The sequence below is a fragment of the Methanobrevibacter sp. genome, from assembly GCF_017539065.1.
GTDB lineage: Archaea > Methanobacteriota > Methanobacteria > Methanobacteriales > Methanobacteriaceae > Methanocatella.
This window is the reverse complement of the sequence record NZ_JAFYHP010000009.1, coordinates 121,832-144,455: the sequence shown is the minus strand read 5'-3', so window position 1 is coordinate 144,455 and position 22,624 is coordinate 121,832. Positions and strand designations below refer to the sequence as shown.

The following is a 22,624-nucleotide window of genomic DNA, read 5'->3' as shown; positions in this document are numbered from 1 at the left end:
CTATAAACTGATATTTATAGGCCTAACTATTTATTTTGAAAATAGATTAAAAACTGATATTATAAACCTAATGATTTGCCATATAAAAATAGAATAAACTTTAAATTTAATATTCATATCAAATAAGAAATGGTTAAAGGTACTTTGCTAAATTATTAAAAAAAGTTTTAATTTAATGCCTTATTGCAGAGTTAATCTCTACAATATTCCATACAGACATTAAATAAATTTCATCTCTCAGAAGTTTACTTAAAAAGTAAATTTCTATGTAATAATTTATGGAATGTCATATATAAACTTAATTATTTTTTAAAAATGGCAATTAAATAGTGGACATCTAAGGGAAAAAGCCTCCACGAAAACATTAACGTTTTCAAATGACTATCATCGATAATTTTGATAAATATTTAATTGCCTAAAGAGGTGAAACATGAGAAATTATCTTCAACCAACAATAACATTAATAGCTTTAATAATTGAAATAATATTAAAACTATATGTCAAAATCATGAAGATAATTATCTCCACCATTTTCACCCCCAAGAGATGAAATGAGGGAACACCATAACAGCGTATGGAAAAACTGCTACAATTAGCAAATAAATATCTATTAAACAACATATTTATCTACCCCCTACATATTTTTGAAGGCTTTTTAACTATAATTAAATTGTTCAATACAGAATTTAAAGCTTGTTGAAGCCACTTTGTAAAATTGTCGTGAAAAAAACATCTTATATAAACTTTACTGTGAAAAGAACAGATAAAAAAAAAATTAAGTTATTAATTAAATAATATTAAAATAATGAATTGTGTCAAGTCACACAATCCATAGTAACAAGTCCATAAACCTAATAGTTATAATCTTAACTATTTTAAGAAATATCATCCGATATATTTCCTATGAGATATTTTTACATTGCTCTGATTTACCATAGCATATTGCATGGTAGTATCAATCTGCACATGTCCCAATAATTTTTGAACCTGTTCAATCGGCATTCCCTTATCTATTGCCTTGGTTGCCATTGTTCTTCTAAACTTATGGGGATGTATTCTTTTAATATCAGATTCACGACCGAGTTTGCGCATTCTTTTTTCAACTCCAGTGATTCCAAGCCTGATGTGAGGTTTTTTGATTGATACAAAAAGGGCAGGATTGTTGTCATCTCTAGACTCCAGATATTTTTGCAGGTGAATTTTTGTTTTTGCGTCAAAATAAACTATACGTTCAGACTCACCTTTGCCCAATACGATGCACTCCCTTTCATTAAACAGAACGTCATCAATATTAAGGTTCACCAGTTCACCTACACGTATACCGGTTGATGCTAAAAGCTCAATTATTGCCAAGTCCCTTATGTTATTGCAGTGGTCTCTTAAGACTTCAAAATTCTCATCACTTATGACCTCCTTAACGACGTTTTTGGTCTTGATTCTGTGAATCCTTCTAACGGGATTTTTAGGGATGTAATCCTCATCCTCAAGCCAGCTGAAAAAACTTGATAGAACTCGCCTGATGTTATCGATTGTTGATTTGGATGCATTGCTTTGATTTTTATAGTCAGCCAAATATTTTCTTAAATCATCAGTGGTGATGTCCTCAATTTTTAAATTGATTTTATCAAGCATTTTTAAAATTGTATTTCTATAATAAGTAATGGTTTTTTTAGAACATCCCTCAATTTCTTTGGCTGAAAGAAAAGACATCAATAACTCATGATTTTCTTTTGATTCGTCAAATTTATTAATTTTAACCACTTCAAAATCATTCAAGATTATCTTAAGATTTCTGTTAAGTTCATATATTTGAATTTCAGTTAAATGAGGTCCCATTTTAGTTTTTATTAGATTGATTAATTCGTTTTTCATGAAAATCACCATATGAAAAATATGGATTTTCTAAATTTTGAAAGTGATTATATAAAAACTGATATTTTATGAACCTAACTATCTGACTTTGAAAAATGGAATATGAAAAAAATAACTATTTAATTATCAACCTTATGTTAGTGGAAACATAGCGTATCGCCCAATACAATGGTGTTTAAAGAGTCATTAGTTAAAAAACTCTTTTAAACACAATTATATATAATCTGATGTTAGAAAGTCTATGATGTTTCTGTGTTTCAGTCCGCTTCCTGAAAAATCCATTTTGTCCATGCTCAAGACATATTTGTCGAAGTTGTCGTTGATTTTTGCAAGTCCTGAAAATTCCCTCTCTATTGTTTTATCACTTTCCAATTGATAGGTTACCTGAATGTAGATTTTTTCTTTGTCCCTGGTGCAGACGAAATCTATTTCCTTATCGTTTATCATTCCTATTTTTACGTCATATCCTCTTCTGAGCAGCTCTATGTAGACTATGTTTTCAAGGATTGAGCCCATGTTTTCTATTTCTCCGTATTTTGCCTGGTAAAATCCATGATCAACCAGGAAGTATTTTTCATTGTGCTTGAGTACTTTTTTTCCTTTTATGTCTTCTCTTGGTGCCTGGTGTATGAAGCATGCGTTTTTGGAGTATAGAAGATAGTCGAGTATTGTGTCCTTTGATATTTTTCTTCTTTCGTGTTTAATGTATCTGGCGATGTTTCCGGCTGAGAAGTTTTTTGCCAGGTTCATTATTACATAGTCGAGTATGCGGTTTAGCATGTCAGTGTTTCTTATGTTGTGTCTTGTTACGATGTCTTTTAGAAGTATTGTATTGTATATGTCGCTTAAGTAGGAATATTTGTCTTGTGCTGCAACCTGCTGTATTGGTGGCATTCCGCCATATTCCACATACTCTTTAAACAGTTCCTCCAAGTCACTGGTGTCTGTTTTTTCTATTTCCTTTTTGTATTGTATGAATTCGGCGAATGAGAAGGGGTAGATGTTTATCTGGTAGTATCTGCCTGATATGAGTGTTGCCATTTCGCCGGATAATAGTTCTGAGTTGGATCCTGTAATGTAGATATCGCAGTCAAGGTCCACTCTGCATGCGTTTATGCTTTTTTCCCAGTTTTCCACATTTTGTATTTCATCAAATAATAGGTAGACTTTGCCTTTTGTGTTTTCGGTCAGGTTCATTATGCATTCGTCGAGCTGTTTGAAGTTTTCTATCTTGTTGTATTTCATTGATTCGAATGATATCAGGAATATGTTTTCCTTTTTTATTCCACGGTTTTCAAGCTCTTCCTGAATGCTTTTAAGTAAGTATGTCTTGCCGCTTCTTCTAACGCCGGTTATGATTTTGACAGGTTCCTTATCTATCATTCTTTCGATTTGGTTTAAGTATAATTCCCTTTTAATCATTTTTTCACCGCACAATATCTTAATTGAATTTTTGTATTTTAAAATATATAAATTTTGTCGACTACATTCTACAAAAATAATAATTTTTATACAATTGTAGAGTACAATCGACAATATATTTGAAGTTAATGTAATTGTCGAATACGCTCGACAATATACAAACTTATAACCAAATAATAGATTATACTCCATCATTTAAGTAATTTTGCTTATAAATGAAGACAATTTTACAAAGCCATACAACTATTACTTCAAACATGAAAATAAGACATACATCGACATATTTACATAAAACAAGACTTATACTCAATGTTAACAAAATTCAATAAAATACAAAAGTTAATCAATCAATGTTAAAATAAAATTATATGAAAAACCTTTGAAAAAAGCCAAAAAGTAAACTATAATCCAAAATTCATTGGAAACATAGAATATGAAATTGATTTGGCAGATATATACACTTATCCGGAAATTATCCTTTTTAATCTAAAAATTCTGAAATATCAGTATCCTTAAGGATTTTCTTTCTCAAAATCTTATCGATGCCAGTTCCATATTGAGCCGCTTTTTTAGGCCTGTAAGCTATTTCGTAATCAAGACCCTCTTCAAAAGCTATCTTTCTTAAAATACTCTTGCGCATATCGTCATGCATGGACACAATCTTTTTATTGTCTGGAATATTTAATGCCAATAAAACCAGATTTTTATCTAAAAAAGGCAATCTTAATTCAACAGAATTAAGCATTGAACATGCGTCATCGCGTTCCAGGTTGACATGATACATGTTTGAAATATCCTCGCGGATGTCATAATTTAATGTATCATCTACAAAACTTTTCAGATAGCGTTTATATCCTCCAAATAGCTCATCTGCACCTTGACCTGAGATTGCAACCTTTATTCCATCTTCCGCCACCATTTTTGTTGCAAGGTAAGTGGTCATTCCGACACCCACTTTCATGAGGTTGTCATCACCTATTGCATTTACAACATGAGGCAGGCTTTCACGTACCAGTTCTTCTGTGACTTCACAGATTTTTAAATCCAGATTAAGGAATTTTGATGCATATATCGCTGAATCTATATCCTGTGAACCTTCAGCTCCGACTGCATAAAGGGTTATTTTTAATGGAATATTTTCTGAAATCTCTTTTAGAAGGAGTGCCAGATATGAACTGTCAAGACCCCCTGAAAATATTACACCGACCTCTGTTAATCCATCGATTCTTTTAACAACACTTAACTTTAACAGCTTGTCTATTTTAGCTACATCGCCTTCAAATATTTTTTCATAAATTGGTTGTGCTGGGGCTATATCATTCCAGTTAAATAGGATGTGTTCCGGCTTTAAAGTTTCAATTTCGTCAAAACCGACTTCCATTAATGAATGTTTGGTGGATGCAAATCCCTTCAAATCATCATTTTGTGCATAGAATAGCGGTTTGACTCCAAGTGGATCGCGGGCAATGGCAAGGTTTTCACCGTCCCAAACAGCAAATGCATAATCTCCATCAATCAGTTTAGTTGCCATCTGAATAGCTTTTACAATGTCTCCTTTGTTATAACATTCGATTAAGTAAAGTAGGGCTTCCGCATCAGACAATATTTCCTTTTCGACCCCAACTCTTGAAAGCAGATTGGTGATTGTTTTAAAATTATAGATTTCCCCATTGAAAACCAAAGTAAGATTCCCATTTGATACCGGCTGTGGCTTGGAAATCCTATCATTCAAATCATAAATGGAAAGTAAATTATGGCCAAAAGCAATAGGATAAGAATTATCATCTTCAAATTCATCTAAGTCAATGTCAGTGTAAACTTCATCTAAAAAGATGCCTGATGAATCCGGACCCCTATTTTTAGAGACCTTTAACATTTTAACAATATCATCTGCTTTAACATTACCTTGAAGGCCAACTATTGAACACATGATATAATATTACAAATTAATAATACTTAAAACTTAAAAAAAGAAAAAGAAAAAAGTGAGCCAATTAATCATTCGCCCATCTTTTTAATTTAGGAAAAACTTCATTCATCCTTGCACCGGCTTCAGCCTTGTCAATTTCCGGATGGCATTCACACATCTTATCAATGCAGAAATTCATCATTTCATCCATTGACCTGTCTGATGTGAATTCTCCATCTTTAAAGCAGTATATGCAGTAATCCTCATTTTTAGATCCGTCTGCATTGGTTGCGAAGAGTTCATCATCTGTCATCGGCATTGCACAAGACTGGCAGAACTTTTGATTTTCAATATCATGCATTTTATCACATCCTATTTAGTATTCTTGATTTTTAACTATTTAAAATGTTAGAGAGAGCATTTGATGACTAAAACCTAAAGGTTGACATCAGTTTTTGTGAAGTAAAGATATGAAATGATTAATCCAATCACAAAAGTGAGTAAAATAATACCATAAGATACAGTTATGCTTGCACTGTAGTCTGCTATTTCACCGGATGCGATTAGATATGGGCATACCCACGGCACATATGGAGCCCAGTTTTGACCGTAAATCAACAAATTCAATAATGTTAAACCTGCACCGCCAACCATTGCCAGAACCATATTTGTAACAAATAATGAAACAAATACGAATGGAGAGAATGTTAAAAACAATAATCCATTCGCAAACAAAAGTTGGGTAAAACTATCAATGAATAATTTTAAACTAAATCCTTCAAGACCTGCAGCAAAACCAAATATGGCTGTTGAAAGAGTTGTGACTACAGTTAAAATCACTATCCATACTAAAAACATTATATATTTACTTATTAAGAATTTTCCTCTTGATACTGGAATAGTTAACATTGTTTTTAGAGTATGTTCATTATATTCCCTGCCGAATAAGTAAGATATCATTATTGCAAAAAGAAGAACCGCAAATATTGCTGACATGTACATATTCACATTACTGAACAATACGGCAAAAGTGCTTCCCTCACCAAAGGCAGAAACTGCAATAAACATCAATAATGGGGGCAAAATAGCTCCAATTAAACTTAATAAGAATATGTTTGATCTTTTAAGTTTTAAAAATTCCATTTCGATAAAAGTTAACATCAAATCACCTTAATTATTAGATACGACTCTTGTAAAAAAGTCTTCCAAGTTTTCTTCACATAAATTTACTTTTTTTACATCAATTCCCGCTTTAACAAACAGCGCATTGAGTTTGTCTCTCAATTCTAAATGAGAATATAAATTTATAACTCTATCATCATTAAATGTAAAGTCCACATTTTCTTTAAGTTCCAATTTTTTAAGAATTTCAACCGCCAAATCTATGTTGGATACTTCAAATTCGACAAACTTGTTCAATCTGCCATACAACTCCTCTTTTGAAATCTCTTCGATTAAAACTCCCTCATCCATGAATCCGATGACATCGGCAATGTTTTCAATTTCACTCAAAATGTGGCTGGAAATTAGAATTGTTATTCCGAATTCATGGGCCAACCTTTTAAGCAATGCCCTAATTTCTTTAATTCCGAAAGGATCAAGCCCATTGATAGGTTCATCCAGAATTAATAATTCGGGATTATGCATAATAGCTGCTGCGATTCCCAAACGCTGCTTCATACCTAATGAAAAATCCTTATATTTTTTTGATTTTGCATCGCTTAAATTAACCATTTCAAGAACCAGTCTGATATTTTGAGGATTATAATTCCCCCTTAATCTAGAAATGATTTTTAAATTTTCATAAGCTGTTAGATTTTCATAAAATCCCGGAGTCTCAATAATTGAGCCGATTTTTGGATAAATCTGTTTTGGATACTTTTTAGGGTCTTTTCCAAAAAGAGATATTTCACCACCGCTTGGATATGTCAAATTAAGAAGCATGCACATTGTTGTGGTCTTTCCCGCTCCATTTTTTCCAAGAAGGCCGTAAATCTTGCCTTTTTCAACATGCATATTAACGGAATTCACAACCTTGGTTTTGGAATATATTTTTGACAAATTGTTTGTTTCGATAACATAGTCTACCATATTAAAATCTCCCATCAAATTATTTAAAAAAAGAAAAAATAGAATGTTGAAAACATTCTAATTATTTTATTGATTCTCTATATATTGATCCGCAAACCCTATTATAGAATAATGCACCGTAAGAATCTATAAATAAACCTTCAATTATTGCTATGAATGCAGACACCCATACGGCCTGATTGCTAATCGCTGCGACAAATGCCATTGACAATAAACTCAATATGAAGCTTGTAGCAGCCATTATAATCATGTATACGATAAGGGTAAAGATGACTATTCCAATATACTTGCCCCGTCCAAGATTTGCAATATTGCCGATTATCTCCCTGAAGTCAAATGCCTTTCTGATGTCATCATGCGCAATCATATTGTTTAATGCCATAATCAGGAGGAAAAACGCAATTATGAACAATATCATGGCAATAAAGACAATTACTAATATTGCTGAGGAGTCCTGTAGCAATGCTATTCCTGCAGCCAATACAAGAATTGGAATGATATTATAAGCCAAAGTTACTATGAAATATTTAACTCCCTTTATAAACATGCCTAAGATATCATCAAATCCAGGAAGCTCTTGTTTTTTATCAATTGAGAATTTAACAATATCATACTGGTATCCCATAATGAACAACGCAACAATGAAGCTAATAATTGCTATTGCTATTGTGATGTAAATGTCTCCAGTCGGCAATTGTGAAAATTGCAGGGCTGAAAAATGACTATTGGTCTTTTCCATTACATCTACGCTTGCCTTAAATATGCCAAAAGATTTAAGGCTAAAACCTAAGGACAATACGCTCATTAGTGCAAATAACACACCACAGCCTAAAAGTTTCTTTATATCATTAAATGGATATTTCAATCCTTCAACAACACAATCAGTAATGCTCGCCATCAAATCACCTTATGCCTGCATTGAATATAATAATCCGATAGACCTTGCATTGAATATGCTTAAGTATGGTCCGACAATAAACATTGCAACTGCTGAGTTTATGAATGCCCCTAACACAAATACGCCACTTGGATCAGCACCTAAAGCAGCACCGGATATTCCAAATGCTGTGAATATCAATCCAATGATTGCAGTTACAACAATGGATATTACTAAAGTTATGATAATCAATCCTAAGTAAGTTGCAATGCATTCAAACCATCCGATTTCATCAATTGCCTTTTTAATTTCACTTAAAGCGAAGGCTTTTGAAAATGCTCCATCATTATATGCCATGTGACATAATGCCATTTGGCTCATTAAGCATGCGGCCACAACAACAATGAATGTGATTAAACAACCTATAATCATTAATCCGCTTGATGCGGCACCGGTTAGTTGACTTGAAATAAGTGCAAATACCAAGAATATAATCATCGGAACGATTAAATATGCAATCTCAACTATTACAACCTTTATACCGTCGACAAACATGCTTACCAAATCATCGAATTCAGGCAAGGAATCCCTGCCGTTTATGATTCCGTGTACTGCAGTATTAATAACTCTGTAATTATAACCTGTAATAAGAAAAGCAGGTATTAATAAGAAACTAAATAAACACATTACTCCTAATATCACTAATTTTATCCAGTCTTGAGCTGAATATTCAAGTGCATCCTTATATATATCTAAAATCATTTTATCACCTAATAGTAATCGTCATCGAAAATGAATATTTCTTCCATGACAAAGTATTTTTCTCGATCTCCTTTAAACATCATTTTATTAAAAACCTGAGTTATTTCATAAGCTAAAAACAAAGATGGATTATACCTGCCATTTTCCAATGCATTAATGGTTTGCCGGGTAACTCCAACTTTATCCCCAAGTTCTTTCTGGCTCATCTTGAGCTCCTGTCTTAAATATTTAATCATGGTTCTCATAGTAATCCACAAATTAATTCATTTTTGCAAAAAGTATTTAAGTACTCTAAGTAATTATGTTAAAATATAATTACTTATGTTAATGTTACATTACATAGTATATAAACTTTATGGTTTTTATAAAAATTAATATAATCCAATATAAATCATAACAAACACTATAATATCTTTTATATACCATTAAAAATAATATTCATTAAGAATTATAAAATATAAATAATTATTAATTGTTAAATTATTATTTAAAAAAATATTAACTATTTTTTTTAAAAAAATTAAAAACAAAACATTTATATATGAGGTCATACATCTTTAACATATGTAACATATCTATAACAGATTTTGTTACAAAAAAATGGTTCCAAGCAGAAATTCAAATTAAACTTATGCATCATTTTTCCTCTATTATTCCGTTTTTATCTGCTTGGGACAAAACACTAAAAATTAATTTTGCTTAAAATCTTGTTTTCGTACCTGCTGACCACCAATGCACCAACAATTCCAATTATTGCCCCCGCTAAAACATCAAACGGATAATGGACACCACAATAGATTCTTGAAAACATGATAACAATTGCAAATAGTATCAAAAGGATTTTAGCAACATTATAATGTTTTTTAACCAGTTCCCTGATTTTTAAAACAAAAATAGTAATTACTGCCACTGTTGAAGTGGAATGGCCTGACGGAAAGGCGAATACATCCTCCTCATATACCAGCAGACGTACATTATCCAAAGTCAAATATGGTCTTGGCTCCTGGACAATGAGCTTGACAGCATAGGTTATCAAATCAGCAAACAACAAAGCGCATAATGCAATGATGGCTACCTTTTTAAGGGTTTCCTTGTTTTTCAGCTTTGCATATATTATAAGAACAACCAATATTATCAATAACCATATAAAACCGCCCAAATGAGTTATAAGCGGCAGAATCATATCACATATCGGATTTTGCAGATTATGATTAATAAAATAAAATAAATCAACATTTATAGACATGATATCCCCAACATGAATAATAAAAAAAAGAAGTAATTTAACTTAATAAATTACTAATTTGGTCTGTTGTAATCAATCCTAGAACAATCATGTCCTCATCAACAACAGGAAGACAGGATATATCAAATTTGCGCATTTTACGAGCTACATCTTCTATTGTCTCATCAGCAGTACAATATTTGACATTTTTAGTCATAATATCCTTTAGATGATTTGAATTATTGGCAATGGATTTGGATAAATCCCAACTTGTAACAATACCAATTAACCTATTATCATCACTGACAACCGGAATATGAGTTACATGCTTATCCAACATCAATTTGGCTGCATGCTGCACATTGTCTGTTTCTTTGATTGTAGCTATTTCTTCCATCATTATATCTTCAACAATGCGGTCGGACAGGAATTTTGAAAGAATAAAATCAAGTTGTCCTTTTTCAAGTAAAAATGCATCGTGCCCATAGTTTGATTTTATCTCTGAAAAGGATACCTCAACTTCATTGGCGTTCAAGGCTGTTACGATATCTGTACTCTGTTCGGTTGGATATAACCAATCGGAATCAACAGAAATCACTTCAACTTTTGCCCGAACATCTTTAAATCCGTCGATTAATGAATCGTTTACAGATAAGTCAAATAAATCAACGGCTTTTGTAATATATAAATAACTGTTAGCGTCAAAACGTTTTACAAATGATTCCCCTTGATGTTTTAAGTAGCTTTCAACCTGGAAATCAACAGAAAAATCATAACTGATCTCCTCTTTATCCTGAAGACCACGTCCGAATTTGATATCCATTGATTCATCACTCAAATAGGTAATGTGAGCAATCATACGTGCAAGGGACAAACCATTACGTGGAATTACACCTGATTCATAGTAGTTTCCACTTTTCCAGTGAGGATCAGAAAAGATTGACTGGCGACCTACAGCATTGAATGCAATCTGCTGTGGAGAAGACATTGCAGATGTGGCTATCGGAACCGCTTTTTTCATCATTTTAGGATAGGACACCATCCATTCGAGAACTTGCATTCCTCCCATTGAACCTCCGATGACTGCAACCAATTGAGTGATTCCAAATGAATCCACCAATTTCTTTTGAACCTTGACCATGTCAGAAATGGTAATTACTGGAAAATCAAGACCATACTCTTCACCGGTTTTTGGATTGATAGAACTAGGGCCAGTTGTTCCCTTACATCCTCCCAAAACGTTTGAGCAGATGATAAAGTATTTTTCTGTATCGAGCGCTTTGCCTGGGCCGATTACGATTTCCCACCAACCTGGTTTTTTATCTCCTTCATGCCATCCTGCGGCATGTGCATCGCCGGTTAATGCATGACAGACTAAAATTGCATTAGATTTTTCTTTGTTAAGTTCACCGTAAGTTTCATAAGCTACGCTAACTTCTTCAAGTACTTCACCACTATCTAAATTGATAGGTTCTGATATTTGGAGATATTCTGTCTCAACAATTCCAACAGATTCTTTGTTCATTTACTTCCTCCCGATTCTTAGTCTGCGCATAGCACCTTTCGCAGCCGCTTGTTCAGCTTCTTTTTTATTTTTTCCTCTTCCAACACCCATTTCCTTGCCATTGACTAAACATGCGATGATGAATGTTTTATCATGAGGAACACCATATTCTTTGAGTATTTCATATTCAATGCATACTTCTTTTGCATCACCATATTCCTTCATTTTAGATTTGTAATCTTCAAAAAATACCCTATCCTGATCTATGTATTTGAAAATCCAATGTTTAACGAATTCCTTTGTAAACTCAATTCCCTGGTCTATGAGTATTGCGCCAAGGAATGATTCAAACAAATCCGCAGTTACGGAAATTACTTCATTTTTTGTTAGATTTGATTCTTCTACTGAAATTTTCAGATATTCTTTTAGGCCTAGTTTCTGTGAATAATAGATTAATGCGTTTTGACATACGAAGTTGGATCTCTTTTTTGTCAATTCCCCTTCTTCATAGTCTGGGTATTTTTTATATAGGTATTCAGATACGATTAAACTTAGAACGGAATCTCCTAGAAACTCCAATCTTTCATAATTGTAATCTAAATCATGAAGAGTGGCATATGAAGCATGTGTAAATGCTATTTCATATAAATGTTCATTTTCAGTTTCAATATCAAATTTTTCAAACAGATTCATTTTTAAAGCCCAAACATAATTATTAATATATTATAACATATGACATTTGATATTATATATAAATATGTATATTACTTTTCAAATGCTCTCTCGCACTTTTCATTTATATGCCCATTACCAAATTAGAATTAAAAAAGGATTTGGTAACATGATCGTAAATTGGCAAAAAGAAATAACAAGAATCGACCCTGACATAAAATTCAGAGCACAGGGCGGATGGTTGAAAACAGTTGAAAAGCTAGATAAGACCGTAAAGAATGGTTACTCCCTAGTAGGAGATTTTGTGCAGGCCGGAGATTTTGATGAAGAATATGATGAAGGAATCTATCTTGACTGCAATAAAGAAGGAACTGCTAAAAAAACACAACAGGACTACAGATTATTCAGATTTAGGGACGGTAAGGTAAGATTGCTGGATATGGTGATTGACGGCAAGCAAGGATGGGCTGTTGAATTGTGGGATGCTTTGGAAGGAGAACTCTAATTCTTCGAAAAGGTTCTCCTCTGCTGATCCCTTGCCTTATCCTATGTGGCAGAACTCACAACAGGCACAAGTCGGTTCAAAATATGAATCTTCCGCTTCCACAATTGCCTTTTGAGCAAACAAGGTAATATTGAATTTTGGATGATATTCCTGACTAACCTCTTTAGTCATTGGAGACAATCCCCTATAATAAACTGGCCTGTAGCCGGTTTGTGAAATGTCAAAATAGAATTTCTCTCCTGATGTGAATTTGGAGAAATACTCTTCAAGCGCCAATGCATCCTTTGGGGAAATTGAAAAAGTAAATCCCATAGTACCATCACTTCTCTGTTTAATTCCAGCATTGGAAATGTCAACGGCCAATATATCGTCGTTGCCTCTTACAAAAACAACACAGTTTTCTAAATCTACCTCATTTTCACGAGCAATATCATTTAAATCAGTCATTGATTGACCTCCGAAAAGTAGTTAATCAATAGAATTATCTAAAAATAATGGTATATAAAATTAATCTGTAAAAAAAGTATTTGAAGGAAGATTAATGAATAATCTTCACAATTTAGCCAACTTATACTAGTCTTTGCCTAGTAGTTGGTTTTTTATTTTGCCAGCTGTATCTTCTTAGTTTACTGGATTTACCGAATCCGCAAGAAGCACAGACTTTTTTGCGTATATGGTAAGTGTTTTTACCACATCTTCTGCATCTGATATGGGTCTTTTTATTCTTTTTACCCATTGATGGAGTTCCCTTTGACATTGATACACCTCCTTAATTCATCATAAACAATATAATCTAGAAAAATAATATTATGGTGAAATGTAAACAATATTGTCTCCTCTAATGAGCACAACACCGAGTCTTCTAGTGACTTCCCCGTCTTGTAACTCTTCTGCATCATTAAGAACTAAATTCATGTGTAAGTCAAAGCTCTTAAGTATGCCTCTAAATTCACGATCTCCTTTGAGTTTTATTAAAACAGGAGAATCTACAGATTTTCCTAATGCGTCAAGTGGTCTTTGAACATTTTGTCCGCTCATTATATCACCTTATATTATTATAAAATTTTAGTTTTTTTAATATGAATAGAGTAATTTAATACTCATAATATAATCAAGTTAAGATAAGACGAAACCTAATTAAAACTAATACTTATAATTATAAGTAACCTACTATATAAAGGTTACCTTAATTTAAAGGAAAATTAGGAAAAATCCAATATCAAAAGTGAAATTAACTAAAAAATACTTTTCAGATGCTCTCCCTCACTTATTAAATTACAATTGCGACAAAGGTATTTTCACCCAACCATCACCGTGATACTAATGAAATTTAAGCGTGAGAAATATATTGACCTCCTAATGTATGTACTATTCCAAGCAAGCAGCAGACCCAGTTTTGGAAAAACCGTGCTGTGCAGCATGTTATATTTCATTGATTTTAATTATTATGAGATTTATGGGGAATTACTCACAAATGAAACCTACATTAAATCGAAAAAAGGAATAAAACCCATACATTTCAGAGAAGTCAGCCAAGATCTAATAGAGAACCATCAATTATTTTTTAGAAAAGAACCCTATTACAATAGGATAATACACAAATATTATCCCTTAATTATCCCCAATGTCAAATTCAGCCCAAAAGAACTTGAAATAATCAATTATTCTATAAACAAATTAATCCATAATAATGCCAGCAGCATAACAAGATATGCAATTAAAGATCCGCCGATTATAATCGCCAATCTTGATGAAGAAATTGATTTTAGATATGTTTTTTCAAGAAATGATGAATATTCAATATTAACAAATAGCTTTATTTAATCCAAATACAAAATATTATTTAACAAAATACTATTGGGATATCATGGTAATTAAAGTTAAAAAAAGAAATTTCTTGAAAAAAAAGAAAATTAAAGAAATAAAAGCGGAATTAGGAGAATATGGAGATTTACTTCAAGGAAAAAAGAATGTGGAAATCCTTGAAGCCGAACCTAATTCATTTATTTTAGTAGATGGAGAACCTTACATTATAATAATTGATGATAAACCATTCCCAACACTTAAAGCAGCACTCAAGACAGATATCGAATCCAAAACCGTTACTGTAGATATGGGAGCCATCAGATTTGTAAGCAATGGCGCCGATATTATGAGCCCTGGAATTGTCGATGCCTCCGAAGGCGTTGAACCTGGAGACATTGTCCTGATAATTGATGAAACACATGGAAAACCATTGGCTATTGGCATTAGTTTAATCAGCGGTGAAGAAATGGTTGCAAATGATTCCGGAAAAGCGGTTGAAACCAAACATTATGTCGGTGACGACATTTGGAACTTTGAGGTATGATGGTGATAATATGGCTGAGTTAAGATACAGAGCAGGGAAAATCAGAGATCCGGGAGTTCACAAAGTTGGAATCATAGCACTTGGATCCCACTTGGAAAACCATGGCCCGGCACTGCCTATTGATACCGATGCTAAAATCGGAGCACATATCGCTTTCCAATCATCCCTTATAACAGGAGCTAAATTTTTAGGAATCATATTTCCAGCTTATGAATTGGACACAATCGACCATGGAGTGCACGTTTCCCTTGAAGAATTGAAGGAGAATGTTATTAATACTCTTAATCAAGCTAAAAAATTCCTGAATATTGAAAAAGTTGTTATTGTCAATGCACATGGAGGAAATATTCCTTTGATGGCTGAATTATGGGATATTGAAGATAAAACTGATTTGTCAATAACATTCAACAACAAGGTAATCTCTTCTGAAGGTCCTCATGGAGGAAGCGGTGAACTGTCAATGGCTAAGGTTTTAGGCATTATTGATGATGAAGAAGTTGTAAATCAGGCTAATGTTGACGAATATGAAGAAGTTGGCCTGCATGGATTCAAACAAGCACGAGAAGATGATCCCAATATTGAAGAAGGTGCAATGGACATTGAAGAAAATGGCGTCTATGTGGATGAGGAATATGGAGAAAGGCTGTTCAACTTAGCTATTAACTCCGTAATATTCGACGTTGAAAAGCTATTGGATTTTTAAAAAAAGAATAAAGATTATCCAGTGGTAGTCTCAATATTTGGATTATTGCTGCTGGAATCTTTAACGCTTTTAACATTTTTAGAACTGGATGAATCAGTTGTGGTTTCTATATTACTGGAACTGTCTGATGAACCGGAATCTGAGCCTGAGTCCGAACTACTGGATGAATCGTCAGTAGTTGTTTCGACATTGCTTGAATCATCACTACTATAATCTGAAGAATCATAACTTGAATAATCGTTATAGTCCTGATAACCATAAGAATTATCATTACTATCTATATCATCAGTAATCGCTGAAAGATTATCTAATATTCCTCCAGAATCACTTTCTTGAGGCAAAATTGAAATCGGCCCTGTCATAGCTGCGAAAACACTTGCAAGGCAAAATGCTAAAATCGCAATTATAAAAATAACCAATACTGTAGCAGATCTACTTGTCACAATTAACACCTTTCAAAATTAATTAAATTTAATATGTCGGATTATATATATAAATATATTGATACCATGAAAACTATTAAAAGCCCAGTACAAAGTGAAATTAACATTAAAAAATCCCAATTCATATGCAGCCTTTATCCCACTAAAAACAAAAGGGAATCAAAGGAGATTATCCAAAAACTAAATCAGAAATATAATGATGCAACTCATAATTGTACAGCATACATCGTTGGAGACGGAGAGGGATTTGACGATGATGGGGAACCGGGTGGAACCGCAGGAAAACCTATGATTAACGTTTTAAGGAAAAATGAACTCCACAATGTAACCGCAATCGTCACTAGATACTTCGGTGGAATTAAGCTTGGTGCCGGAGGACTTGTAAGAGCATATTCCAAATCAGTGATGGAGGCTATTGGTGAAGCTGAAATCGTTGAGATTGAAGAGTATGACGTTTTTGAAATCCTTTTTGAATACTCAGATATTAAATTAGTGGATACTGAGGTTAGAAACAACTCCCTTGAAACAATTGAGAAGGACTACGCAGATAAGGTATGCTATCATGTAGTATCAAAAGACCATAGGGATATAGAAAAAATATTTGAAAAACACTCTAATAAGATTAGTGTTAATTTTAAAAATAAGCAATTTTTAGAAAAAATTTAAAAAATGAAGAACCTATTGTTCTTCGAAATTTGCTGCAGGTACACCACAAACAGGGCATACGTAATCTTCTGGCAATTCATCTTCTTCTAAGACAAAACCACAGACTTTACAAACATAAGCCATGCAATCACCTATTCTACTTTTTCAAACATGTCAGCGGTTGCTCCGCACATAGGACATTTGAAATCTTCTGGGAGTTCTTCGAATTCTTCGGTTGTGTAACCGCACAATTTGCATTTAAATTTTGCCATAATTAACAATCTCCTTAAATTTGTTACTTATAATTATATAATAAGTTTGTGATATATAAAACTAATCTATTTTTTCGAACATGGCTTTCGGCATTCTGCACTTTGGACATTTGAATGAAGCCGGCAAGTCTTCGAATTTTGTTCCGGCAGGAATATTCAAACCTTCCTCAATGTCATCTTCATCAAATGTATATCCGCAAATTTTACATTTATATATGGCCATCAGCAATTCTCCTAAAATCTATTTGGTACTTTTAAGTGATCCGGAAGCGGTTTGATACGTGCAGGTGTTCCAATAGCTAAATAAAATGGTGGAACAGAGTGTATTACAATAGCTCCAGCAGCAACAATAGACCCTTCTCCAATTTCAACATTAGACAGGAATGTTGTGTTACCTCCAATTGAAGCTCCACGTCTGACTCTAGGTCCTTGAAGTTCATAATTGATTCTTACAGGATACTTATCATTTGTAAAACAAGCACAAGGTCCGATAAATACATTATCTTCAATTACAGAATTGGTTGGAATATATACATTGGATTGGATGCTGACATCATTTCCGATGATTACATCCCCTTCAATAACTGTATTGGTTCCGATTAAAACATCATCTCCAATATTAGTGTTTTCACGTATGACAACATTGTGTCCTGTTCTGAAATTGTCTCCGATAACCACATCATTGTAAATGATTGAATTTGACCTGATTGTGTAGTTTTTACCTATTACAGGAGGTCTGGAATTTGGAGAGTATTCGACACCGAATTGGATGTTTTGATCAGCAGGGAAACTTAATTCTGGTTTTGAATAGTCAGGTTGGATAGATTCTCTTTCAATTTGATGGGTGTCATGAAGTACATTGATTGGTTCATATGCTTCTGGTTTAACATAAGCATCATCTCTATAAACTGATCTCTTGACCTGATTTGGCCTAGGAAGCTGACTGTAAACAATATCATCGATAGTTCTGGAATCAGCACTGCGCTCTTCATAATACTGACTTTCTCCATATCGAGAATAGCGTCGTTCTCGATTTTTTGACCCGTTATCATCGAGAGTTTGTGAAAACCTAACCATAATATCAAACCTTCAATCAAATAATTTTACTTTGTTAATGAATTAATTTATATAGTTTATTAGTATATATATTAGATGGTTTAGATAGGGGAATTTTTATCTGATAAAAAATCATAAATTAAAAAAAAAGTAAGTGATATGTTAAAAACACATCACCTACAAAGATCTTTTTCTAAATGCTACTAAAGCAAACAGCACCAATAATAATGTGAAAATTGGATTTCCTGTTGCATATTTAACACCGACAGGATTGGAATCAATTAAAGCTCCATCAACATCTGTTGCAGTCTGATTTATTAATTCCTTATTATCCATTTCCTTTTTATTCTGCCTTTGAGATGCATTATTATCAGGTTCTGTCTCATTTTTCTCAGGGTCGATTACAGTAATCTCACAGGTGGAATTATTTGTTAAATTAGTATTATTACTGGATGTGACAACACTAACAGTATTAAATATTTGACCATGTTTCAAAACCTTAGTAATGATTTTCAGCGTTTGAATTTCACCGTTATCCATATCACCAATAGTCCAAATATTGCCTCTGTAATCTCCTTTACTTGGATTGGCAGAAACAAAACCTAAACCATCAGACAAATATTCTGTGAGATTCACATCAAATGCAATTCCTGGCCCATCATTGAAAACAGTAATAGTCCACTCAACTAAATCGCCAATTTTTACGGTACTAACGTTAGAAGTCTTTTTAACAACCAAATCAACATCAGAGGGGATAACAGAAAATTTAGTGTTATTTGCTATTTTGGTGTAATAATTATTTTCATTGAAATAACTTTTAACGGTATACTCGCCAAATGCCAATTTAAGACCACAATAAACAGTTCCATAAATATCACTTGCATCAGTAAAATTATAAATCAGATTATGGTTGCTGTCATAAATCTCAATTACAATATTCTGTTTAGCTTCACGATCATCCTGATAGCATAAAATGCCTTCATCACTTAAATCAGCGCTACTGACCGGATGAACAACATCATTGCCGGTATTCATGATGCCTTTAAAACCAAGATATGTAACATTCCTCAGAATAAAATCACCACCATTGTTATAAATGGCATTTAAAAGATTATCCCGACCAGCAAGAGTGGAATTGATTGAAACATCCCTATCATTAACAACAACACCGAGGATCAATGACATGGAATCTGCTTTATTATCCAATAGAAGAGAATCTTCAATAGATGCATCATCATTGGCATACCAGGCAGACCCACTGAATGCCCTATTACCGGTGAAATTGGAACTGGAAATATTTACTGTACTATTACTGTAAATGGCACCACCATAATTCTTTACAGCATTATCTATGAAACTAGAATTAATTACAATTCCATAAAAATCAGTAAAGTAAACAGCACCGCCATTATTATTCGCTTTGTTATCAGTAAAACTAGAGCCGATTACAGCAACATCTGCAGCTTTCAAATCAACGCTAGCTCCAAGAACATTTGGATTAACATTCTGATTAACGGTTCTAAGAGATTCTGGAGCATCAACATAGATAGCTCCAGCATCATGGTTTGCTTTGTTATCCACAAAAGTAGAATCAACCACTTCCCCCACAGAGGTATAGAAGTGAACAGCACCTCCACTAGTTATTGCAGTATTATTCACAAAACTGGAATTAGTTACAGAACCACGAGTATATGCAAAGGAATAACCAAACTGTATAGGGGAAGTACAAAAGTTAACGGCACCTCCAAAGTTAGCAACATTATTCATAAAAGTAGAATCTTGCACAAAACCTTTCATAGGATATTTGCCGCCATAAAAAATAACTGCCCCACCGGATTCAGTTGCTGAGTTATTGTCAAAACTACAATTGCTTACGGTACCGGTAATCTCCTTATTTACGAAATTGATAGCAGTGCTGTAGAAGCTAATAGCTCCTCCTGATTTAGCAGTATTATTCGCAAACCTGGAATCAGACACAAAACCCCTTCCATTATTTGCACTGTAATAAAAGATAACCGCACCACCTGATTCTGTTGCAGCATTATTCGTAAAGCTACAATTAACCACATTAGACCTAAAACTTGAAAGGCCTGGAATAGCTAAAAATGAAACAGCACCACCGTATTTAGCCGTGTTATTCACAAAAATACAATTAACCATAGTAGCCCTAACACCCGGCCAAGATATAGCTCCGCCAAAAGATTGTTTTGCATTATTGTTTGCAAAACTACAATTGACTACAGTGCCGGTAAGTCCATAATTTTGTATTCCTACAAAGTAAATAGCACCGCCTTGATTCTTATTTGCAGTGTTATTTACAAAAGAAGAATTTACAACAACACAGTTATTGGCTTTGATGGAAATGGCACCTCCAGAAGTATCTGCGGTGTTATTCACAAAACTACAATTAACTACGCTGCTGTCAACAGCACCAATATATATAGGTTTCGGAGGATTTACATCACCATAAAAGTAAATGGCACCTCCTGAACTGCCGGTATTATTCAAAAAACTACAATTATTCAAGATACCTCTAGCGCCTCTCCAGTGAACAGCACCGCCAAGAGAATCTGCTGCAACGTTATTGACAAAACTACAATCATCCACATGACCGTCATCGCCATCACATCTAAGGGCACAAAAAGTGTTATTCGCAAATCTACAACCAACTACGCGACAATCATTTTTAGCAATGTAAACAACAGAACGGGAATTGTTCACAAAACTACAGTTATTTATGATACTGTTTGCCTCAGACAGGTAAACTGCACCGCCACAAGCATCATTAGTGCTAGTTGCCGTGTTATTCACAAAAGTACAGTTATCCATATAACCATACCCATAAATGGCACCACCACGATCAGCAATGTTGTTTTCAAAAATACAATTAACCACATTTTCAGATCCTGAAATGGCACCGCCTGTACCTATCCCGGAGGTTGTTGCTTTGTTATTGATGAAACTGGAATTAAATACCTCACCAGAAGCACCATGCTCAAAATTGACGGCACCTCCGCTAGAACCAGTTGCTTTATTATTGACAAAAGTACAATTAATCACAACACCTCTGGTGTAATCGGCATCGAAAGCACCGCCTGATTTAGCAGTATTATTCTCAAAACTGCAATCAACTGCGGCTCCATTAGAATTCTTACCCACATAAACAGCACCTCCACTGGAACTTTTTGCCGTGTTATTAATAAAGCGGGAATTAACCATAGTACCTATGGCTTTATCGAAGTAAACAGCACCTCCATAGGCATCTGCTGTGTTATTAACAAAACTGGAATTATCCACAGTACAAGCAGCCTTATTGATGTAGACCGCCCCCGCACAAGAACCGATAGTGCCTGTCGCTTTGTTGTCGGCAAAAGTACAATTAGTGACAACAACATAAAGTTCATCATTATTCTTATTATTTTCACCATCTATGAAAATAGCGCCTCCACTAGTTTTTGCGAGATTGTTCACAAAACTACAATTGGCGACAATGACATTAAACGAAACGTACAAAGTACTGCCGAAATAGACAGCACCGCCAAAACCATTTCTAAGATTATCGCTTGATGCCGTGTTATTCACAAAGATACAATTGACCACAGTAGAATTAATTGCAGATCCTTTATAAAATGCAATAGCACCTCCAAAAGCATCATAACCCTGACTTTCAGCTTTATTATTAACAAAAGTACAATTAATCACAGTCCCATCTCCATTGAAAAAGACTGCTCCGCCATAAGCAGAAAATTTAGTAGTAGCTGCTTTGCTACTTATCACATTATTCACAAAAGTACAATTGATTAAAGTACCATTGGCACCGTACCATTCAATAGCTCCGCCTAATGCACCGTTTCTTTTAGCATTTTCGAAAACAATATTTTTCAATACAACATTATTTCCAGTAACCAGAAAAATTGATGATCTTCCATTGGCATTTAATGTGTAGCCATTCCCATCAATTGTGATTTCCTTAGATATTGTAATGCGAGCACTGGACTTTTGTATGACATCATTTTGAAGGGTTATAACATCACCATCATCAGCACTATTAATTTCAGATTTTAACTCTGAAAAAGTCGTTCCAGAAAACTCGATATCTTCACTTAACACTTCATTATCATCACAAGTGCCGAGAACATTATCTAAACTGGAATCAACATTGTCTCCAATATCCGTTTCATTAGCAGCACAGGCGCTGCCCATAACGAAGAATATCAACGCCACCAATAGAAATGCATAAACCTTTCCAAACTTCAAAAATTCACCTCCCATCATTTAAATGGAGAAATATGAAAAAATTGTTTTGATGAAGTTGC

Annotated in this window: 26 protein-coding genes; 5 read left to right on the top strand and 21 right to left on the bottom strand. The window is 33.7% G+C overall.

The window, feature by feature from the left end:
- Positions 1–885 precede the first annotated feature (885 nt).
- The 12 genes from xerA to rnc all read right to left on the bottom strand — a co-directional run bounded on the left by xerA (position 886) and on the right by rnc (position 12,355).
- Positions 886–1,872, bottom strand: coding sequence for a site-specific tyrosine recombinase/integron integrase (gene xerA / locus IKS50_RS01915; RefSeq protein ID WP_292844445.1), 987 nt, complete (start codon positions 1,870–1,872; stop codon positions 886–888).
- Between the two features lie 213 nt (positions 1,873–2,085).
- The gene (locus tag IKS50_RS01910; protein ID WP_292844463.1) at positions 2,086–3,294 is read right to left on the bottom strand and encodes an ATP-binding protein; all 1,209 of its coding nucleotides are present in this window, start codon (positions 3,292–3,294) and stop codon (positions 2,086–2,088) included.
- 481 nt (positions 3,295–3,775) lie between these two features.
- On the bottom strand, positions 3,776–5,224 hold the full coding sequence (locus tag IKS50_RS01905) for an asparagine synthetase B (RefSeq protein ID WP_292844443.1): 1,449 nt from the start codon (positions 5,222–5,224) through the stop codon (positions 3,776–3,778).
- A gap of 64 nt (positions 5,225–5,288) precedes the next feature.
- Entirely contained in the window at positions 5,289–5,564 is a 276-nt protein-coding gene (locus IKS50_RS01900; RefSeq protein ID WP_292844440.1) for a zinc ribbon domain-containing protein, read from the bottom strand.
- A 74-nt stretch (positions 5,565–5,638) separates the two neighbouring features.
- Positions 5,639–6,364 carry an ABC transporter permease gene (locus IKS50_RS01895; protein WP_292844437.1) on the bottom strand — a complete coding sequence of 242 codons (726 nt, stop codon included), beginning with the start codon at positions 6,362–6,364 and terminating at the stop codon, positions 5,639–5,641.
- 9 nt (positions 6,365–6,373) lie between these two features.
- Positions 6,374–7,294: an ABC transporter ATP-binding protein gene (locus tag IKS50_RS01890; RefSeq protein ID WP_292844434.1), complete on the bottom strand. Its 921-nt coding sequence runs from the start codon at positions 7,292–7,294 to the stop codon at positions 6,374–6,376.
- Positions 7,295–7,355: 61 nt separating this feature from the next.
- On the bottom strand, positions 7,356–8,192 hold the full coding sequence (locus IKS50_RS01885) for a DUF4013 domain-containing protein (protein ID WP_292844432.1): 837 nt from the start codon (positions 8,190–8,192) through the stop codon (positions 7,356–7,358).
- Positions 8,193–8,201: 9 nt separating this feature from the next.
- Positions 8,202–8,933, bottom strand: a complete 732-nt coding sequence (locus tag IKS50_RS01880; RefSeq protein WP_292844430.1) for a DUF4013 domain-containing protein — start codon at positions 8,931–8,933, stop codon at positions 8,202–8,204.
- A gap of 8 nt (positions 8,934–8,941) precedes the next feature.
- The gene (locus IKS50_RS01875) at positions 8,942–9,178 is read right to left on the bottom strand and encodes a helix-turn-helix transcriptional regulator (RefSeq protein WP_116591747.1); all 237 of its coding nucleotides are present in this window, start codon (positions 9,176–9,178) and stop codon (positions 8,942–8,944) included.
- 437 nt (positions 9,179–9,615) lie between these two features.
- On the bottom strand, positions 9,616–10,179 hold the full coding sequence (locus IKS50_RS01870; protein ID WP_292844427.1) for a phosphatase PAP2 family protein: 564 nt from the start codon (positions 10,177–10,179) through the stop codon (positions 9,616–9,618).
- A gap of 37 nt (positions 10,180–10,216) precedes the next feature.
- Complete coding sequence (locus tag IKS50_RS01865; RefSeq protein ID WP_292844424.1) at positions 10,217–11,683, bottom strand: homoserine O-acetyltransferase; 1,467 nt, start codon at positions 11,681–11,683, stop codon at positions 10,217–10,219.
- Positions 11,684–12,355, bottom strand: a complete 672-nt coding sequence (gene rnc, locus IKS50_RS01860; RefSeq protein WP_292844421.1) for a ribonuclease III — start codon at positions 12,353–12,355, stop codon at positions 11,684–11,686.
- A gap of 148 nt (positions 12,356–12,503) precedes the next feature.
- On the opposite strand from rnc, the gene IKS50_RS01855 reads away from it, so the two are divergent.
- Positions 12,504–12,839, top strand: a complete 336-nt coding sequence (locus tag IKS50_RS01855) for a hypothetical protein (RefSeq protein WP_292844418.1) — start codon at positions 12,504–12,506, stop codon at positions 12,837–12,839.
- A gap of 36 nt (positions 12,840–12,875) precedes the next feature.
- Here the strand turns inward: IKS50_RS01855 and IKS50_RS01850 are convergent, their stop codons facing one another.
- From IKS50_RS01850 to IKS50_RS01840, 3 genes are all read right to left on the bottom strand, one after another.
- Positions 12,876–13,286 carry a hypothetical protein gene (locus IKS50_RS01850; RefSeq protein ID WP_292844415.1) on the bottom strand — a complete coding sequence of 137 codons (411 nt, stop codon included), beginning with the start codon at positions 13,284–13,286 and terminating at the stop codon, positions 12,876–12,878.
- A gap of 121 nt (positions 13,287–13,407) precedes the next feature.
- A complete protein-coding gene (locus IKS50_RS01845; RefSeq protein WP_292793349.1) occupies positions 13,408–13,596 on the bottom strand; it encodes a 50S ribosomal protein L37e in 189 nt (62 codons plus the stop codon).
- A 50-nt stretch (positions 13,597–13,646) separates the two neighbouring features.
- A complete protein-coding gene (locus IKS50_RS01840; RefSeq protein WP_116591755.1) occupies positions 13,647–13,877 on the bottom strand; it encodes an LSm family protein in 231 nt (76 codons plus the stop codon).
- A gap of 285 nt (positions 13,878–14,162) precedes the next feature.
- Between IKS50_RS01840 and IKS50_RS01835 the strand changes: the two genes are divergently transcribed.
- The 3 genes from IKS50_RS01835 to arfB are packed head-to-tail and all read left to right on the top strand — an operon-like array spanning position 14,163 to position 15,892.
- Complete coding sequence (locus tag IKS50_RS01835) at positions 14,163–14,663, top strand: type II toxin-antitoxin system antitoxin SocA domain-containing protein (RefSeq protein WP_292844412.1); 501 nt, start codon at positions 14,163–14,165, stop codon at positions 14,661–14,663.
- 43 nt (positions 14,664–14,706) lie between these two features.
- Positions 14,707–15,189 (top strand): RNA-binding protein, encoded by a 483-nt coding sequence (locus IKS50_RS01830; RefSeq protein ID WP_292844409.1) that lies wholly within the window; start codon positions 14,707–14,709, stop codon positions 15,187–15,189.
- A 10-nt stretch (positions 15,190–15,199) separates the two neighbouring features.
- Positions 15,200–15,892, top strand: coding sequence for a 2-amino-5-formylamino-6-ribosylaminopyrimidin-4(3H)-one 5'-monophosphate deformylase (arfB, locus tag IKS50_RS01825; protein WP_292844406.1), 693 nt, complete (start codon positions 15,200–15,202; stop codon positions 15,890–15,892).
- Between the two features lie 14 nt (positions 15,893–15,906).
- Here the strand turns inward: arfB and IKS50_RS01820 are convergent, their stop codons facing one another.
- Positions 15,907–16,335, bottom strand: a complete 429-nt coding sequence (locus tag IKS50_RS01820) for a hypothetical protein (RefSeq protein ID WP_292844403.1) — start codon at positions 16,333–16,335, stop codon at positions 15,907–15,909.
- Positions 16,336–16,401: 66 nt separating this feature from the next.
- On the opposite strand from IKS50_RS01820, the gene IKS50_RS01815 reads away from it, so the two are divergent.
- Entirely contained in the window at positions 16,402–17,001 is a 600-nt protein-coding gene (locus tag IKS50_RS01815; RefSeq protein WP_292844400.1) for a YigZ family protein, read from the top strand.
- 12 nt (positions 17,002–17,013) lie between these two features.
- Here IKS50_RS01815 and IKS50_RS01810 read toward each other — a convergent pair whose 3' ends face one another.
- From IKS50_RS01810 to IKS50_RS01790, 5 genes are all read right to left on the bottom strand, one after another.
- Entirely contained in the window at positions 17,014–17,124 is a 111-nt protein-coding gene (locus IKS50_RS01810; RefSeq protein WP_287412285.1) for a rubredoxin-like domain-containing protein, read from the bottom strand.
- 8 nt (positions 17,125–17,132) lie between these two features.
- Positions 17,133–17,252: a rubredoxin gene (locus IKS50_RS01805; RefSeq protein WP_292750918.1), complete on the bottom strand. Its 120-nt coding sequence runs from the start codon at positions 17,250–17,252 to the stop codon at positions 17,133–17,135.
- Between the two features lie 61 nt (positions 17,253–17,313).
- Entirely contained in the window at positions 17,314–17,475 is a 162-nt protein-coding gene (locus tag IKS50_RS01800; protein ID WP_292844397.1) for a rubredoxin, read from the bottom strand.
- A gap of 11 nt (positions 17,476–17,486) precedes the next feature.
- Complete coding sequence (locus tag IKS50_RS01795) at positions 17,487–18,074, bottom strand: acyltransferase (RefSeq protein WP_292844457.1); 588 nt, start codon at positions 18,072–18,074, stop codon at positions 17,487–17,489.
- A gap of 411 nt (positions 18,075–18,485) precedes the next feature.
- Positions 18,486–22,565, bottom strand: a complete 4,080-nt coding sequence (locus IKS50_RS01790) for a hypothetical protein (RefSeq protein WP_292844394.1) — start codon at positions 22,563–22,565, stop codon at positions 18,486–18,488.
- Positions 22,566–22,624: the final 59 nt, after the last annotated feature.

Bases quoted from the DNA above. Each gene is read 5' to 3' on its own strand.
- xerA (WP_292844445.1), bottom strand. From the start codon at position 1,872: ATGAAAAACGAATTAATCAATCTAATAAAAACTAAAATGGGACCTCAT.
- IKS50_RS01910 (WP_292844463.1), bottom strand. From the start codon at position 3,294: ATGATTAAAAGGGAATTATACTTAAACCAAATCGAAAGAATGATAGAT.
- IKS50_RS01905 (WP_292844443.1), bottom strand. From the start codon at position 5,224: ATGTGTTCAATAGTTGGCCTTCAAGGTAATGTTAAAGCAGATGATATT.
- IKS50_RS01900 (WP_292844440.1), bottom strand. From the start codon at position 5,564: ATGCATGATATTGAAAATCAAAAGTTCTGCCAGTCTTGTGCAATGCCG.
- IKS50_RS01895 (WP_292844437.1), bottom strand. From the start codon at position 6,364: ATGTTAACTTTTATCGAAATGGAATTTTTAAAACTTAAAAGATCAAAC.
- IKS50_RS01890 (WP_292844434.1), bottom strand. From the start codon at position 7,294: ATGGTAGACTATGTTATCGAAACAAACAATTTGTCAAAAATATATTCC.
- IKS50_RS01885 (WP_292844432.1), bottom strand. From the start codon at position 8,192: ATGGCGAGCATTACTGATTGTGTTGTTGAAGGATTGAAATATCCATTT.
- IKS50_RS01880 (WP_292844430.1), bottom strand. From the start codon at position 8,933: ATGATTTTAGATATATATAAGGATGCACTTGAATATTCAGCTCAAGAC.
- IKS50_RS01875 (WP_116591747.1), bottom strand. From the start codon at position 9,178: ATGAGAACCATGATTAAATATTTAAGACAGGAGCTCAAGATGAGCCAG.
- IKS50_RS01870 (WP_292844427.1), bottom strand. From the start codon at position 10,179: ATGTCTATAAATGTTGATTTATTTTATTTTATTAATCATAATCTGCAA.
- IKS50_RS01865 (WP_292844424.1), bottom strand. From the start codon at position 11,683: ATGAACAAAGAATCTGTTGGAATTGTTGAGACAGAATATCTCCAAATA.
- rnc (WP_292844421.1), bottom strand. From the start codon at position 12,355: ATGAATCTGTTTGAAAAATTTGATATTGAAACTGAAAATGAACATTTA.
- IKS50_RS01855 (WP_292844418.1), top strand. From the start codon at position 12,504: ATGATCGTAAATTGGCAAAAAGAAATAACAAGAATCGACCCTGACATA.
- IKS50_RS01850 (WP_292844415.1), bottom strand. From the start codon at position 13,286: ATGACTGATTTAAATGATATTGCTCGTGAAAATGAGGTAGATTTAGAA.
- IKS50_RS01845 (WP_292793349.1), bottom strand. From the start codon at position 13,596: ATGTCAAAGGGAACTCCATCAATGGGTAAAAAGAATAAAAAGACCCAT.
- IKS50_RS01840 (WP_116591755.1), bottom strand. From the start codon at position 13,877: ATGAGCGGACAAAATGTTCAAAGACCACTTGACGCATTAGGAAAATCT.
- IKS50_RS01835 (WP_292844412.1), top strand. From the start codon at position 14,163: ATGAAATTTAAGCGTGAGAAATATATTGACCTCCTAATGTATGTACTA.
- IKS50_RS01830 (WP_292844409.1), top strand. From the start codon at position 14,707: ATGGTAATTAAAGTTAAAAAAAGAAATTTCTTGAAAAAAAAGAAAATT.
- arfB (WP_292844406.1), top strand. From the start codon at position 15,200: ATGGCTGAGTTAAGATACAGAGCAGGGAAAATCAGAGATCCGGGAGTT.
- IKS50_RS01815 (WP_292844400.1), top strand. From the start codon at position 16,402: ATGAAAACTATTAAAAGCCCAGTACAAAGTGAAATTAACATTAAAAAA.
- IKS50_RS01810 (WP_287412285.1), bottom strand. From the start codon at position 17,124: ATGGCTTATGTTTGTAAAGTCTGTGGTTTTGTCTTAGAAGAAGATGAA.
- IKS50_RS01805 (WP_292750918.1), bottom strand. From the start codon at position 17,252: ATGGCAAAATTTAAATGCAAATTGTGCGGTTACACAACCGAAGAATTC.
- IKS50_RS01800 (WP_292844397.1), bottom strand. From the start codon at position 17,475: ATGGCCATATATAAATGTAAAATTTGCGGATATACATTTGATGAAGAT.